The 12,553-nt window shown below is 63.6% G+C and carries 13 protein-coding genes; all 13 read left to right on the top strand.

Features of this window, described 5'->3' with window-relative positions; genetic code table 11:
- Positions 1-36 precede the first annotated feature (36 nt).
- The 13 genes from fliE (at position 37) to fliN (ending at position 12,526) form a co-directional block, all read left to right on the top strand.
- Positions 37-414 (top strand): flagellar hook-basal body complex protein FliE, encoded by a 378-nt coding sequence (gene fliE, locus DKK67_RS17105; RefSeq protein ID WP_111497732.1) that lies wholly within the window; start codon positions 37-39, stop codon positions 412-414.
- A gap of 15 nt (positions 415-429) precedes the next feature.
- A complete protein-coding gene (fliF, locus tag DKK67_RS17100; protein ID WP_111497731.1) occupies positions 430-2,160 on the top strand; it encodes a flagellar basal-body MS-ring/collar protein FliF in 1,731 nt (576 codons plus the stop codon).
- Complete coding sequence (gene fliG, locus DKK67_RS17095; protein WP_111497730.1) at positions 2,153-3,196, top strand: flagellar motor switch protein FliG; 1,044 nt, start codon at positions 2,153-2,155, stop codon at positions 3,194-3,196. Before fliF ends, fliG begins: the two co-directional genes overlap by 8 nt.
- Positions 3,196-4,146, top strand: coding sequence for a flagellar assembly protein FliH (locus tag DKK67_RS17090; protein ID WP_111497729.1), 951 nt, complete (start codon positions 3,196-3,198; stop codon positions 4,144-4,146). Before fliG ends, DKK67_RS17090 begins: the two co-directional genes overlap by 1 nt.
- Positions 4,130-5,488 (top strand): flagellar protein export ATPase FliI, encoded by a 1,359-nt coding sequence (fliI, locus tag DKK67_RS17085; RefSeq protein ID WP_111497728.1) that lies wholly within the window; start codon positions 4,130-4,132, stop codon positions 5,486-5,488. The genes DKK67_RS17090 and fliI overlap by 17 nt, the downstream gene beginning before the upstream one ends.
- Positions 5,485-5,931, top strand: coding sequence for a flagellar export protein FliJ (gene fliJ, locus DKK67_RS17080; protein ID WP_111497727.1), 447 nt, complete (start codon positions 5,485-5,487; stop codon positions 5,929-5,931). The genes fliI and fliJ overlap by 4 nt, the downstream gene beginning before the upstream one ends.
- Before the next feature lie 203 nt (positions 5,932-6,134).
- On the top strand, positions 6,135-6,440 hold the full coding sequence (locus tag DKK67_RS17075; protein WP_111497726.1) for an STAS domain-containing protein: 306 nt from the start codon (positions 6,135-6,137) through the stop codon (positions 6,438-6,440).
- A gap of 141 nt (positions 6,441-6,581) precedes the next feature.
- Positions 6,582-8,297 carry an ATP-binding SpoIIE family protein phosphatase gene (locus DKK67_RS17070; protein ID WP_228160685.1) on the top strand — a complete coding sequence of 572 codons (1,716 nt, stop codon included), beginning with the start codon at positions 6,582-6,584 and terminating at the stop codon, positions 8,295-8,297.
- Between the two features lie 141 nt (positions 8,298-8,438).
- Positions 8,439-8,786, top strand: coding sequence for an Hpt domain-containing protein (locus tag DKK67_RS17065; protein WP_111497724.1), 348 nt, complete (start codon positions 8,439-8,441; stop codon positions 8,784-8,786).
- A 229-nt stretch (positions 8,787-9,015) separates the two neighbouring features.
- Positions 9,016-10,305 (top strand): flagellar hook-length control protein FliK, encoded by a 1,290-nt coding sequence (locus DKK67_RS17060; RefSeq protein WP_111497723.1) that lies wholly within the window; start codon positions 9,016-9,018, stop codon positions 10,303-10,305.
- Positions 10,306-10,464: 159 nt separating this feature from the next.
- Entirely contained in the window at positions 10,465-10,962 is a 498-nt protein-coding gene (locus tag DKK67_RS17055) for a flagellar basal body-associated FliL family protein (protein ID WP_111497722.1), read from the top strand.
- Positions 10,963-11,019: 57 nt separating this feature from the next.
- Complete coding sequence (gene fliM / locus DKK67_RS17050) at positions 11,020-12,018, top strand: flagellar motor switch protein FliM (protein ID WP_111497721.1); 999 nt, start codon at positions 11,020-11,022, stop codon at positions 12,016-12,018.
- Positions 12,011-12,526, top strand: coding sequence for a flagellar motor switch protein FliN (fliN, locus tag DKK67_RS17045; RefSeq protein ID WP_111497720.1), 516 nt, complete (start codon positions 12,011-12,013; stop codon positions 12,524-12,526). Before fliM ends, fliN begins: the two co-directional genes overlap by 8 nt.
- The last annotated feature ends 27 nt before the right edge of the window (positions 12,527-12,553 follow it).

The raw sequence follows: 12,553 nt of genomic DNA, 5'->3' as shown, positions 1-12,553 counted from the left end.
AACGGCATGACCGGGAGCCCGTCCTGAGGGGGAGACATGGTACAGCGCGCCGACATCAACAACGTACTCTCTGAAATTCGCAACATGCGTTCTCAGATGATGCAGAACCAGCAGGTGGAACAGGAGAACCGTCTCAAGGGTTCCCTGGACAGCATCGGCAAGCCCAACGGCGTTCGCGAGACCCAGGAAACGCCGGGCTTCGGCGACATGCTGAAACAGGCGGTGGATCAGGTGAACGATCTGCAGTCGGAATCCGGGGCGCTGAGAACGGCCTACGAGCAGGGTGACCCCAATGTCGACATCGCCCGGGTGATGATTGCCTCCCAGAAAGCTTCGGTGTCGTTCGAGGCGCTGACGCAGGTGCGTAACCGCGTCGTGCAGGCCTATGAAGACATCAAGAACATGCCGGTCTGATAGCGGAGCATAAGAATGGCCAGCGTACCCGCTGAAGCAACATCCAGTAACGCCCCAGCCACCACCGAGGGCGGTGACGAAGGTCGCAGCGATCTGCTGTTCGGTTTCAACCGGCTGACCCTGCTGCGCCAGATCGGCCTGATGGTCGGGCTCGCCGCCAGCGTCGCGCTGGGCGTGGCGGTGGTGCTCTGGGCCCAGGAGCCCAACTACCAGCCGGTACTGGGCGACCTGTCCAGCTACAACACCCAGGAAGTCACCGGCATCCTCGATCAGGCGGGTATCGAGTACCACATGGAACCGCGTTCGGGCGCGCTGCTGGTGGCGGCGGACGACGTCTACAACGCTCGCCTGAAACTGGCGGCCGCTGGCGTCACCGATGAGCAGACCGTGGGCTACGAGCTGCTCGACCAGGAGCGTGGCCTGGGTACGTCCCAGTTCATGGAAAACATCAGCTACCGGCGTGGGCTGGAAGGCGAACTGGCGCGCACCATCTCCAGCATGAAAAGCATTCACGCCGCGCGCGTGCATCTGGCCATTCCCAAGCGCTCGGTATTCGTGCGCGACGCCCGCGAGCCATCCGCCTCGGTGTTCCTCGATGTCTTCGGCGGGCGTCGTCCGTCCGAAGAGCAGATTTCCGCGATTGTGAACCTGGTGGCCGGCAGCGTGCCGGAAATGACCCGCGAGCAGGTCACCGTGGTGGACCAGAACGGCAACCTGCTGACCAACGGCGATGAGAAAAGCGGCGCCCAGCAGATGCAGGACCAGTACGAGTACGGCGAGCGCATCGAAGACAAGCTGAACAAGCGTGTGGCGAGTATTGTTTCGCCGATCGTGGGTGACGGTCGCTTCCGCGCGGAGGTGTCGGCCGACCTGGATTTCTCCGCGGTCGAGAAGGCGCAGGAGCTGTACAATCCCGAACAGCGGGCGATCCGCTCCGAGCGCGAAATGAGCGAACGCCGCGTGGCGGGCAGCGAAGGCGGCATCCCGGGTGCGCTGAGTAACCAGCCGCCGGGCGAGGCCACGGCGCCGGAAGTCGCCGCCAACGTCCAGGAACAGGGAAACGCCGACGGCGAAGGTGACGAAAACCAGCAGCCCGCGACGCCTTTCAACGTGCGCAGCGAGTCTACCCGCAACTACGAAATGGATCGCTCGGTCAGCTACATTCGTCAGGAGCAGGGCAAGATCCAGCGTCTCACGGTGGCCGTGGCGGTGGACGACCAGCGCATCGTGGATCCGCAGACCGGCGAAGTCAGCTTCCAGCCCTGGACCGAGCAGGAGCTGCAGCGCCTGACCTTGCTGATCCGCGACGCCGTGGGCTATTCAGCCGCCCGTGGCGACAGTGTTACGGTAATGAATACGGCCTTCGCGCCGGAACAGCAGGTGGCGTTCGAGGAACCGGGTTTCTGGGAACAGCCCTGGTTCTGGGACCTGATGAAGCAGGTTCTGGCCGGCCTGGTGGTACTGATCCTGGTACTGGGCCTGTTGCGCCCGACGCTCAAGAGTCTGTCTGGCGGCGGTCGCCAGGAGCGTGACCGGGAGCTGTCCGGCGGTGACGATTACGATGGCCTGCAAGGCATCGAGGGTGGAGACGCCCTGCGCGGTGCCATGGAACACAGTGACGACCTGCTTTTGCCGGGTGCCACAGACAGCTATGATAAGCAGCTCAATGCGCTCAAGGGCGTGATCGCCGAAGATCCAGCCCGTGTGGCCCAGGTCATGCGGCAGTGGGTAAACGTGGATGACTGACGAAAACGCACAGCCGAACCAGGCGGAACAGAGAAAGCCGCAGCGCAAGATCCCGCGGGTCGAGCAGGCTGCGATTCTGCTGATGTCCCTGGGCGAGGCGGACGCCGCCCAGATCCTCAAGCACATGGGCCCCAAAGAGGTCCAGCGTGTGGGCGTGGCCATGGCTCAGATGAAGGACGTGAGCCGCGAAGACGTCAAGTTCGTGCTCGATCAGTTTGTCGACGCCGTTGGCGCCCAGACCGGGCTCGGTGTCGGCAACGACGACTACATCCGCGCCATGCTCACCCAGGCGCTGGGGGACGACAAGGCCTCCAGCCTGATCGATCGTATCCTGATCGGTGGTAACACCACGGGCCTGGACACCCTCAAGTGGATGGAGCCCCGTGCGGTGGCGGATATCATCCGCTACGAACACCCCCAGATCCAGGCGATCGTCGTGTCCTACCTCGACCCGGATCAGGCCGCCGAGATTCTGGCGACCCTCGACAACAAGGTCCGCCTGGACGTGATGATGCGGGTGGCCTCGCTGGAAAGCATCCAGCCCCAGGCCCTGCAGGAGCTCAACGACATCCTCGAGAAACAGTTCTCGGGCGGTTCGGCGGCCCAGACCAGTCGTATCGGCGGGGTCAAGCGGGCGGCCGATATCATGAACTTCATGGATCGCAGTGTGGAAGGCGGCCTGATGGATTCCATCAAGGACATGGATCCGGATCTGGCCTCCACCATCGAGGACCTGATGTTCGTGTTCGACAACCTCAAGGACATCGACGACCGGGGCATTCAGGCGCTGCTGCGCGAAGTGTCGTCCGAAGTCCTGGTGGTCGCGCTCAAGGGCGCCGACGACGAGGTCAAGGACAAGATCTTCAAGAATATGTCCAAGCGCGCCTCCGAGCTGCTGGCGGACGACCTGGAGGCCAAGGGGCCGGTCCGTGTCAGCGAAGTCGAGACGGCGCAGAAGGACATCATCACCATTGCCCGGCGTATGGCCGAGGCCGGTGAGATCACCCTTGGCGGTTCCGGCGAAGAAATGATGTGATGAAAGACAAGGGCCACCGCGACCGCATTCCCTCCGAGGAACTCACTGCCTACGAACGCTGGGAGTTGCCGCTGCTCGATAAGAACGGCAACACCGTCGCCCATTCCCGGGAAGAAGAGCAGGACGTCAAACCCTTGACGGCCTCCGATCTTGAGGCGATCCGCAATGAAGCCTGGGAAGACGGTCGCCGGGAAGGCGCCGAAAACGGCCATGCGGAAGGGCTGGAAAGCGGCCGCGAAGCCGGACACAGGGAAGGGCTTCAACAGGGGCTGGAAGAAGGTCGCGAGCAGGGCCGGCAGGAGGCGCTGGAACAGACCCGCGAGGAGGTCAGCCAGAAGCTGTCGCAGCTGGAATCGATCATGGCCGAGCTGACCGATCCCATCCGCCGCCACGAAGACGAGCTGGAAACGGCGCTGTTCAACCTCAGTACGGTGTTGGCCCGGGCCGTGGTCTATCGCGAGCTGAAAACCGATTCCTCGCAGATCCGTAACGTGGTGCAGGAAGCCATGGCCAGCCTGCCATCAACCACCGACAACGTGCGCATCCGCGTCAATCCAGCGGATCTGGAGTGGGTGCGCGAAGTGGCGAATCGTCTGGAGGCGGAAGCCAGCCTGATCGAGGACGCCGCCATCCTGCCCGGCGGTTGCAAGGTGGAGACCCGTCACAGCCTGGTGGACTTCACCGTTGAGAAGCGATTCCAGAAAGCCGTGCAGCGCATGCTGGATCAGCAGCTGGACAGCGACGAGCCGGGCGACAGCGTCGAACTGGACGCCATGATGGGCGATCTCACCGATTTCCACCGCGATGTGCTGGAAACCCGTTCGCCCGACGAGGATTCCGGTGAATCCGGTGCCGCCGACCCCGGGCCATCGTCCGGGCCCGCGCCCGATCACCCACGCGACCCCGATGTCCCCCGCGAAGACGGAGATCCGGATGAGCCAGCTGGCTGACCGACTCAACCGCCTGCAGGATTATCTGCCGCCGCGCATCGAACCGGAGCTGTCCGGCCGCCTGACGCGCATGGTGGGCCTGACTCTGGAATGTGTTGGATGCCCCATGGTTGTGGGCGACCGTTGCCTGATCGAAGGGCAGGGGGCCAGCGTCGAAGCTGAAGTGGTGGGGTTTGAGGACGACAAGGTCTACCTGATGCCGCTCACCGCCATCGACGGCCTGCGCCCGGGCGCCCGGGTGGTGCCCCTGTCATCCGCCAGCCGCGTGGCGGTGGGACCGGAGCTGCTGGGGCGCGTGATCAACGGCTCCGGCACGCCGCTGGACGGTCACGGTCCGCTGCGGGCCGAGGCCCAGGTGGGGCTGGCGGGCGACATCATCAACCCGCTGCACCGGGCGCCCGTGCGCCAGAGCATGGACGTGGGCATCCGCGCCATCAATTCTCTGCTCACCGTCGGCCAGGGCCAGCGTCTGGGCCTGTTTGCCGGCAGTGGCGTGGGCAAGAGCATGCTGCTGGGGATGATGACCCGCTTTACCGACGCCGACATCACCATCGTCGGCCTGATCGGCGAGCGGGGCCGCGAGGTCAAGGAGTTCATCGAGGACATCCTTGGCGAGGAAGGCCTGGCCCGCTCGGTGGTCGTCGCGTCTCCCGCGGACGATTCCCCGCTGATGCGCCTGCGCGCCGCCATGCTGACCACCCGCATCGCCGAGTATTTCCGCGACAAGGGCAAGCGCGTGTTGCTGTTGATGGATTCCCTGACCCGCTACGCCCAGGCCCAGCGGGAAATCGCCCTGGCCGTCGGGGAACCGCCCGCGACCAAGGGGTACCCGCCGTCGGTGTTCGCCAAGCTGCCGCAGCTGGTGGAGCGCACGGGCAACGGTAAGCCCGGCGGCGGCTCCATCACCGCGTTCTACACCGTCCTGACCGAGGGCGATGATCAACAGGACCCCATCGCCGATTCGGCGCGGGCCATCCTCGACGGTCACATCGTCCTGTCCCGCAGCCTGGCGGAAGAAGGGCACTACCCCGCTATCGACGTGGAAGCCTCCGTCAGCCGGGTGATGCCGCAGGTGGCGAGCACTGAGCACTTCCGCAAGGCCCAGGAATTCAAGCAGGTCTTCGCGCGCTACCAGCAGGCGCGGGACCTGATCAGCGTCGGTGCCTACGTCAAGGGCTCCGACCCGGAAACCGACTACGCCATTGAACGCATCGACGCCATGCGCGGTTTCCTGCAGCAGAGCCTGAAGGAGAGCGCGCCCTACGACGCCAGCGTTGAACGGCTGATGGACGTGCTGCCGGATCGACCGGCCAGGCCGGACGCCGCAAAAGGTGACGCATGAAGCCAAAGTCGCAGCGACTGGAAGTGGTTTTGGCGCTCGAGCAACGGCGCGAGGACGAAGCCCTCGAGGCCATGAACCGGGCGCGGGAGCAATGGCGGCAACAGGAGCACCAGTTGGGTGAGCTGAAACGCTATCAGGCCGACTATCGGGAGCAGATGCGCCAGGGTCAGCAGGGCACGGTCTCGGTGGCCCGGTTACAGGGTTGGCAGGCGTTCATTGGCCAGCTTGACCAGGCCATCCAGGGGCAGGAGCAGCAGGCACGCCGTTCGGCGGAGGTTTTCGAACAGGCGCGTGAGCAGTGGCGCCAGGCCTACGAGCGCAAGAAGGGCATGGCCAAGCACATTGATGCCTGCCGGGCCGAGGAGCAGCGCGCCCGGGACCTGCGCGAGCAGAAACAGGCGGACGAAGCGGCCAACCGGATTCACGCGCGCAGGCGCTTCTGAGCAGCCTTGGGCGCGGCGGCAGTCAAAAATTCTGAATGCAATTCGCTGAGTTTTGGCTATCCTCAATCCCGTGGAAACATCAAAAAAATACAATGGACGAATGTAACGCTGGCCGGAAAACGGATCGGCGGCATTGTCCCTCGGCGTGACGGAACGACCCGGGAAAACAGACCTGCTGGCTGAAAATGGACGGAGGACACCGCATGGCAATACATACGCGGCGCAGCGATGATGGCCGCACCCTGGTGATCAGCATTGATGGTCGCTTTGACTTCAGCTCCCATCAGAGCTTTCGCGACGCCTACGAGCGCAGCGACCAGGACGTCAGCGACTACGTCATCGACATGTCCGACACCACCTACCTGGACAGTTCCGCCCTGGGCATGCTGCTCCTCTTGCGCGATTACGCCGGTGGCGACGCCGGTCGCGTTCGAATCGAAAACTGCAACAGCGACGTGCGGCGCATTCTCAGCATCTCGAATTTCGAGCAGCTGTTTTCCATCAACTAGTGCCGGGGCCGCGCCGGGTCGAAGCCGGTCCGCGGGCGATGCATACACCGTCCCGCTCCGCGCAACGCCGGCCGGGCGCCTGTCCACGGGATGCAGCAACAGAGGCAGACCCCATTGGAAAAGGCGGTTGCTGAAAAGGCGATGGAAAGCCAGTCGCTCCGGATCCTGATTGCGGACGACAGCGAAACCGACCGAATGATCCTCAGCACCATGGTGCGACGCCTGGGGCATGAGGTGATGACGGTCGCTGACGGGATGGAGGCGGTCGAGGCGTTTCGCACCTTCGAGCCTCAGATCGTCCTGCTGGACGTGATGATGCCGCGCATGGATGGCATGGAGGCGACCCGCCACATCAAGAGCCTGGCCGGCGAGGCCCTGGTGCCGATTATCTTTCTGACCTCCCTGTCCGACGCCGACGCCCTGGCGCGCTGCCTGGAAGCCGGCGGCGACGATTTCCTGTCCAAGCCCTACAACCGCATCATCATCGAAGCCAAGATCAACGCCTTCAACCGTATGCGGGTGATGCACAACACTCTGACCCAGCAACGCGACCTGATCCGCGCCCGCAACGAGCAGTTGATCAAGGAGCAGAACATCGCCCGGCGGGTTTTTGACAACGTCGCCCACACCGGCTGCCTGGACGCACCCAACATCCGTTACCACGCGTCGCCCATGTCCGTGTTCAACGGCGACATCCTGTTCGCCTGTCCGCGGCCGTCCGGTGGCATGAACGTGTTGATCGGCGACTTCACCGGGCATGGGCTGCCGGCGGCCATCGGCGCCATGCCCGTGGCCGAGATCTTCTACGGCATGACCAGCAAGGGCTTTGCCTGCGGTGACATCCTGCGGGAAATCAACCAGAAACTCTGGCGCATCCTGCCCACGGACATGTTCTGCTGCGCCGCGTTCATCGAGCTGGATGCCCACCTGGGTAACCTGACCATCTGGAACGGCGGTCTGCCTTGCGGCTTCCTGTTGCGGGGCGGGCGCACGGTGGAGCGTCTGCCGTCCAGTCATCTGCCGTTGGGGGTGGTGGCCGCCGAGCGCTTCAGCACCGAGGTCAGCCGGCTCAAGGTGGAAGTCGACGACACCATCTTCTTCACCACCGACGGCGTGCCCGAGTCGACCAACGGCGCCGGCGAGATGTTCGGCGAGGATCGCCTGCGCCAGGTGGTGGAACAGACGCCTCTGGAGACGCCGGTGTTGCAGACGGTGTTATCCGCCATCGGCGAGTTCACCGGCAGCGAGGCCGCGCCGGACGACCTGACCCTGGTATCGGTGGACGTCATCGAGGCCAGCCTCCTGGAGGAATTGCCGCTGCGGGTGACCCAGTCGGCCCTGAGCGGCCCGTCCAACTGGTCCTGCGAATATCGGGTCTGCGGGGACACCATGGCCCAGTTCAACCCGCTGCCCCTGCTGCTGCACATCTGCATGGAAGTGCCGGGCCTGAGGCGGCGCGGTGGCGAGGTATACACGATACTGGCGGAGCTCTACACCAATGCGTTGGAGCATGGCGTGCTGCAGTTGCCGTCGAGCTGGAAGAGCTCGCCGGAAGGTTTTGGCCGCTATTACGCTGAGCGGGCCCGCCGGCTGAAGACCGTGGTGGACGATGCCATCAGTTTCCGGTTATCCCATCGGATCGGCCGTAACGGCGGCCAGTTGACGGTGGTGTGCCAGGATAGCGGCGACGGCTTCAACTATAATGAGGGAAAACTGTCGACACTCGACCAGAAAGGCTATGCGGGCCGGGGGTTGGCCCTGCTGCGGGAACTCTGCGACTCGCTGACGCACCGGGGCAGCGGTAACGAGGTGGAAGCGATTTACAGCTGGACCTTTGACCCGGACGACCATGACTGACATCACAGGTTGATATCCACAAGGCTTCCGGGCACGGTATGCCCGAATTGGAGCCCGCGCGACGGCACGTCCACCGGCCCTGCCGCAGGCAGGAGGCGAAACCAGCCTGGCGGCGGGCGGTCGCAGTGCAAGGAGACGATCATGAACGACAAGCCGCATCTGGACGATGAAGCGCTTGCAGAGCTACGCGAAGTCATGGAAAGCGAGTTCGACGTGCTGATAACGACCTACCTGAACGACTCCCGCGAGCGCCTCGACACGCTGCGCTCGGCCCTGGGCAGTCGCAATACCGATGCCTTTACCAAGTCCGCGCACAGCTTCAAGGGCAGCTGCATCAACATTGGCGCTCCCCGGCTGGGAGCCCTGTGTGGCGATGCGGAGCTGGCCGGCAAGGAAGGACGACTGGATGCCGCGGCCGATGTGTTGACCGACATCGAGGACGAATTCTCGGTGGTCCGCGGTCTGCTGGAAAATACGCTGGCCCGCTGATTCAGGGAGCCCCGGGCGCAAACGGGGCCCGGCCGTCCTTTCCAGGAGGGGGCTTTACAGGGGCGCCCTTTCCAGGAAGGTCCTTTCCGGGGCGGCGCCTGGGCGATTGGCATCCTTGTTGCTGAGCTTCCTCCAAACCGTTTGATTTGTGCCAAAGCGGCAAGGGGTTGCCATGTCTGGATTGGTGTTGACACCCGTTTCGTCCACGTCCGGAAATTCGACTGAAAGCGTGAAGAATAATGCGGCTTCGGAGTCTTCCACCGAAGCCTTCAACGAGGTATCGGCGCGCGAGCAGTCGCGTCTTGAGGCTCGCGAGCAGCGGCAGCAACGTGCCGAACAGCGGGCCGAGGACCAGCGCCGCGCCGATCAGCGCCTGGAGGAAAAACAGGCGGAGGAACGGCGGCTGTCGGACCAGCGTGCGGAGGATCGCCAGCGCGCTGACCAGCAGGCGGAACGCCAAACCGAGAAGTCACGCGCTGAAGACGCTCGAGCTGAAGACCGCCGCAGCGCCGAACGCAGCGACAGGGCCGATAAAGCCCGCGACGATGAGGCGCTGACCGCGGATCGTTCCGACCGTGGGCGTGATGCCGATTCCGACAAGGCCCGGACGGCCGAACAGGTGAGTGACGAAAGCCGGCAGGAGAGCGACGACGATACCGAAATCACCGACAAGGCCAGTCTGCCCTTCCTGTTCAGTACGCCCACCGATGCCACGGCCCTGAAGGGCGCGCCGAGTGCCGCCACCGCGGTCCAGGGCTCGGCTGCCATCGGCGGCCAGCCGGGCACCCCCAAGCTGAGCCAGCTTCTGGACAAGGCGCTGGCGGCGGGCCAGGGAGCTTCTGACGCGGGAGCGCTCAAGGAAGGTCTGACCACAACGGCGAAGGGCGATCAGGCCGGCATCCTGCTGGGCAAGGCCGCGACCCCCGACGGCAAGGCGATTGATTTTTCCAGTCAACTGGCCCGTCTGCAGGGGGACAGCCAGTCCGGCAACCTGCAGAATAATGCCACCAGCCTGCAGCGCGGTCTGGAAGGGCGAGACGCCATGGCCGGACTGAAGAGCTATTCCACCAGCGTGGACCTGCCGGTGCAGCATGCCGAGTGGGGTGAGAAGGTCGCCGGCAAACTGGCGTGGTTGACCAGCCAGCGCATGTCCGCCGCCGAGATTCACATCACGCCGCCCGACCTGGGCCCGCTGGAGGTTCGCGTCCAGGTCCAGCAAGACCAGGCCCATGTCACCGTGCACGCCACCCATTCGGCGGTTCGTGACCAGCTCGAACTCAACGGCCATCGCCTGCGTGATATGCTGCAGGAGAACGGGCTGAACCTGGACCGGTTCGAGGTCTCGGCGGAGACACCGGACCAGCAGGGCGGGCAGCAGCAACTGGCCGGTGATGGCAGCGGAAGCGAATCCGGTGGATCCGGGCTTGCGTCCAGTGTTGAGGGGGAAGATGGCGAGCAGACCCTGGCCGGCGGCAGCCTCGATCTGAGCTGGCGTGGTGAGGTGGATCTGTACGCCTAGCCGGTGGTTCCACCAGGCTACGGTTTATGTCTTTCGACCCAGACGCTAAACTTCTGTTTTGTTTATGATATGGCGGCATTCCGGGAAAGGTTGGCTCACTTATTGCTGAAACCTCCGGGTAGCGGGTCGAAACGACAATAAACTGACTGTTGGACATCTATGGCGGAAAATGCGGAAAAGCCGGGCGGCAAGGGCAAACTGAAACTGATCATCCTGCTGGTTGTGGTGATCCTGCTGGCGGTGGGCCTGTCCGTCGCCGGCACCCTCTGGTTCCTGAAATCGGGTGACGACGGCGCCGAGGCGGACGCCGATAGCGAGGCGGAAACCGCCGAAGTGTTCGAGCCCAGCCACTACTATTCCATGAGCAAACCCTTTATCGTCACGCTTGCCAGCGAGGGCCGACAGCGCTACATGCAGATTTTCGTGGCCCTGCAGAGCCGCGACCAGGCCGCACTCGATGCCGCGCAAACGCATATGCCGCTGATTCGCAGCCGTCTGCTGACCCTGTTCGGGGCCCAGGATTTCCAGGCGATGCAAACGCCCGAGGGCAAGGAGGCGTTGCTGCAGAAAGGGGTGGAGACCGTCAATCAGGTCCTGGAGCAGGAAGGCGCTGAACCGGTTGACCACATCCTGTTCGAGAATTTTGTGCTGCAATAGTCGTCAGCCCGTTTGATCACAACAGACAGATCGAACCCGTGAGGTCGGATTAAAGGTATGCAGGACTTACTGTCACAAGACGAAATCGACGCGCTCCTGCACGGCGTTGACGATGGTGACATCGACACCTACGACGAGACGGACGACACCGGGGTCAAGTCCTACGACCTCTCCAGTCAGGACCGTATCGTCCGTGGGCGCATGCCCACCCTGGAGATGATCAACGAGCGTTTTGCCCGCTACACCCGGATCAGTCTCTTCAACCTGCTGCGCCGCAACGCCGACGTCTCCACCGGTGGTGTCCAGATCATGAAGTTTGGTGAGTACATACACACGCTGTACGTCCCCACCAGTCTCAACCTGGTCAAGATGCGGCCGCTGCGTGGCACCGGGCTGTTCATCCTCGATGCAAAGCTGGTGTTCAAGCTGGTGGATAATTTCTTCGGCGGGGAAGGGCGCCACGCCAAGATCGAGGGGCGTGAATTTACCCCCACCGAGACCCGCATCGTACAGATGATGCTGGACATGGTGTTCAAGGACATGCGCGAAGCCTGGAACGCCGTGCTCAAGATCGACTACGAGTACCTCAGTTCCGAGGTCAATCCGGCTATGGCCAACATTGTCAGCCCCAGCGAAGTGGTGGTGGTCAGCACCTTCCACATCGAACTGGACGGCGGCGGTGGCGAGCTGCACATGGCGCTGCCGTACTCGATGATCGAGCCCATCCGCGACGTGCTGGATGCCGGCGTCCAGAGCGACATCGACGAAGTCGACGAACGCTGGGTGAATGCCCTGCAGGAAGACATCAAGGCGGTCAACGTGCCGGTCAACGCCACCGTTTGCCGGCGCCGGCTGAGCCTGCGTGATATCGCCAAACTCAAGGCCGGGGACGTGATTCCGGTGGAGCTGGAAAACGATCTGACGGTGACCGCCAATGGCATTCCCATCTATAAGGCCCAGCTCGGGACCCGGGACGGCAACCTGGCACTGCGCGTGACCGATCGCACGGCACGACCCAAAGTGAAGAAACAATTGAAGGTGAACAGGCATGGCTGACGACGATCAGAAAAAAGACCCGCAGGAGATGAGCGAAGACGAAAAGCTCGCCGCCGAATGGGAGGCTGCCATGTCCGAGTCCGGTGATGACGCTGGCGAGGACCAGGACGGTGACCGTGACGACGAGTGGGCAGCGGCCATGGCCGAGGCGGGCGAGGGCGAATCCGAGACCGCCGACGATGTGAAGGCGGCGCCCATGGAAGAGTTCGGCATGGACGGTGGCGTCCAGCAGGGCGACGGCCTGGCGCCGGACCTCGACGTGATCCTCGACATCCCGGTGACCATCTCCATGGAAGTCGGCAACACCCAGATTCCCATTCGCAACCTGCTGCAACTCAACCAGGGCTCGGTCATTGAGCTGGACCGTCTGGCCGGCGAGCCGCTGGACGTACTGGTCAATGGCACCCTGATCGCCCATGGCGAGGTGGTTATGGTGAACGAGAAGTTCGGCATTCGGCTGACCGATGTGATTAGCCCGGGCGAACGCATCAAGCGGCTCTCCAAGTAGCCTGTATTTCCGGAACCCGGCCGCCGT

Source organism: Marinobacter bohaiensis (genome assembly GCF_003258515.1).
In the GTDB taxonomy this organism is placed as follows: Bacteria; Pseudomonadota; Gammaproteobacteria; order Pseudomonadales; family Oleiphilaceae; genus Marinobacter_A; species Marinobacter_A bohaiensis.
This window is presented reverse-complemented; position numbering and strand designations above follow the sequence as displayed.

What these genes read in the sequence shown, in the direction of transcription:
- DKK67_RS17075 (WP_111497726.1), top strand. Translation starts at nt 6,135, where the DNA reads ATGGCAATACATACGCGGCGCAGCGATGATGGCCGCACCCTGGTGATC.
- fliG (WP_111497730.1), top strand. Translation starts at nt 2,153, where the DNA reads ATGACTGACGAAAACGCACAGCCGAACCAGGCGGAACAGAGAAAGCCG.
- fliI (WP_111497728.1), top strand. Translation starts at nt 4,130, where the DNA reads ATGAGCCAGCTGGCTGACCGACTCAACCGCCTGCAGGATTATCTGCCG.
- DKK67_RS17055 (WP_111497722.1), top strand. Translation starts at nt 10,465, where the DNA reads ATGGCGGAAAATGCGGAAAAGCCGGGCGGCAAGGGCAAACTGAAACTG.
- DKK67_RS17090 (WP_111497729.1), top strand. Translation starts at nt 3,196, where the DNA reads ATGAAAGACAAGGGCCACCGCGACCGCATTCCCTCCGAGGAACTCACT.
- fliE (WP_111497732.1), top strand. Translation starts at nt 37, where the DNA reads ATGGTACAGCGCGCCGACATCAACAACGTACTCTCTGAAATTCGCAAC.
- fliJ (WP_111497727.1), top strand. Translation starts at nt 5,485, where the DNA reads ATGAAGCCAAAGTCGCAGCGACTGGAAGTGGTTTTGGCGCTCGAGCAA.
- fliN (WP_111497720.1), top strand. Translation starts at nt 12,011, where the DNA reads ATGGCTGACGACGATCAGAAAAAAGACCCGCAGGAGATGAGCGAAGAC.
- DKK67_RS17065 (WP_111497724.1), top strand. Translation starts at nt 8,439, where the DNA reads ATGAACGACAAGCCGCATCTGGACGATGAAGCGCTTGCAGAGCTACGC.
- fliM (WP_111497721.1), top strand. Translation starts at nt 11,020, where the DNA reads ATGCAGGACTTACTGTCACAAGACGAAATCGACGCGCTCCTGCACGGC.
- DKK67_RS17070 (WP_228160685.1), top strand. Translation starts at nt 6,582, where the DNA reads ATGGAAAGCCAGTCGCTCCGGATCCTGATTGCGGACGACAGCGAAACC.
- fliF (WP_111497731.1), top strand. Translation starts at nt 430, where the DNA reads ATGGCCAGCGTACCCGCTGAAGCAACATCCAGTAACGCCCCAGCCACC.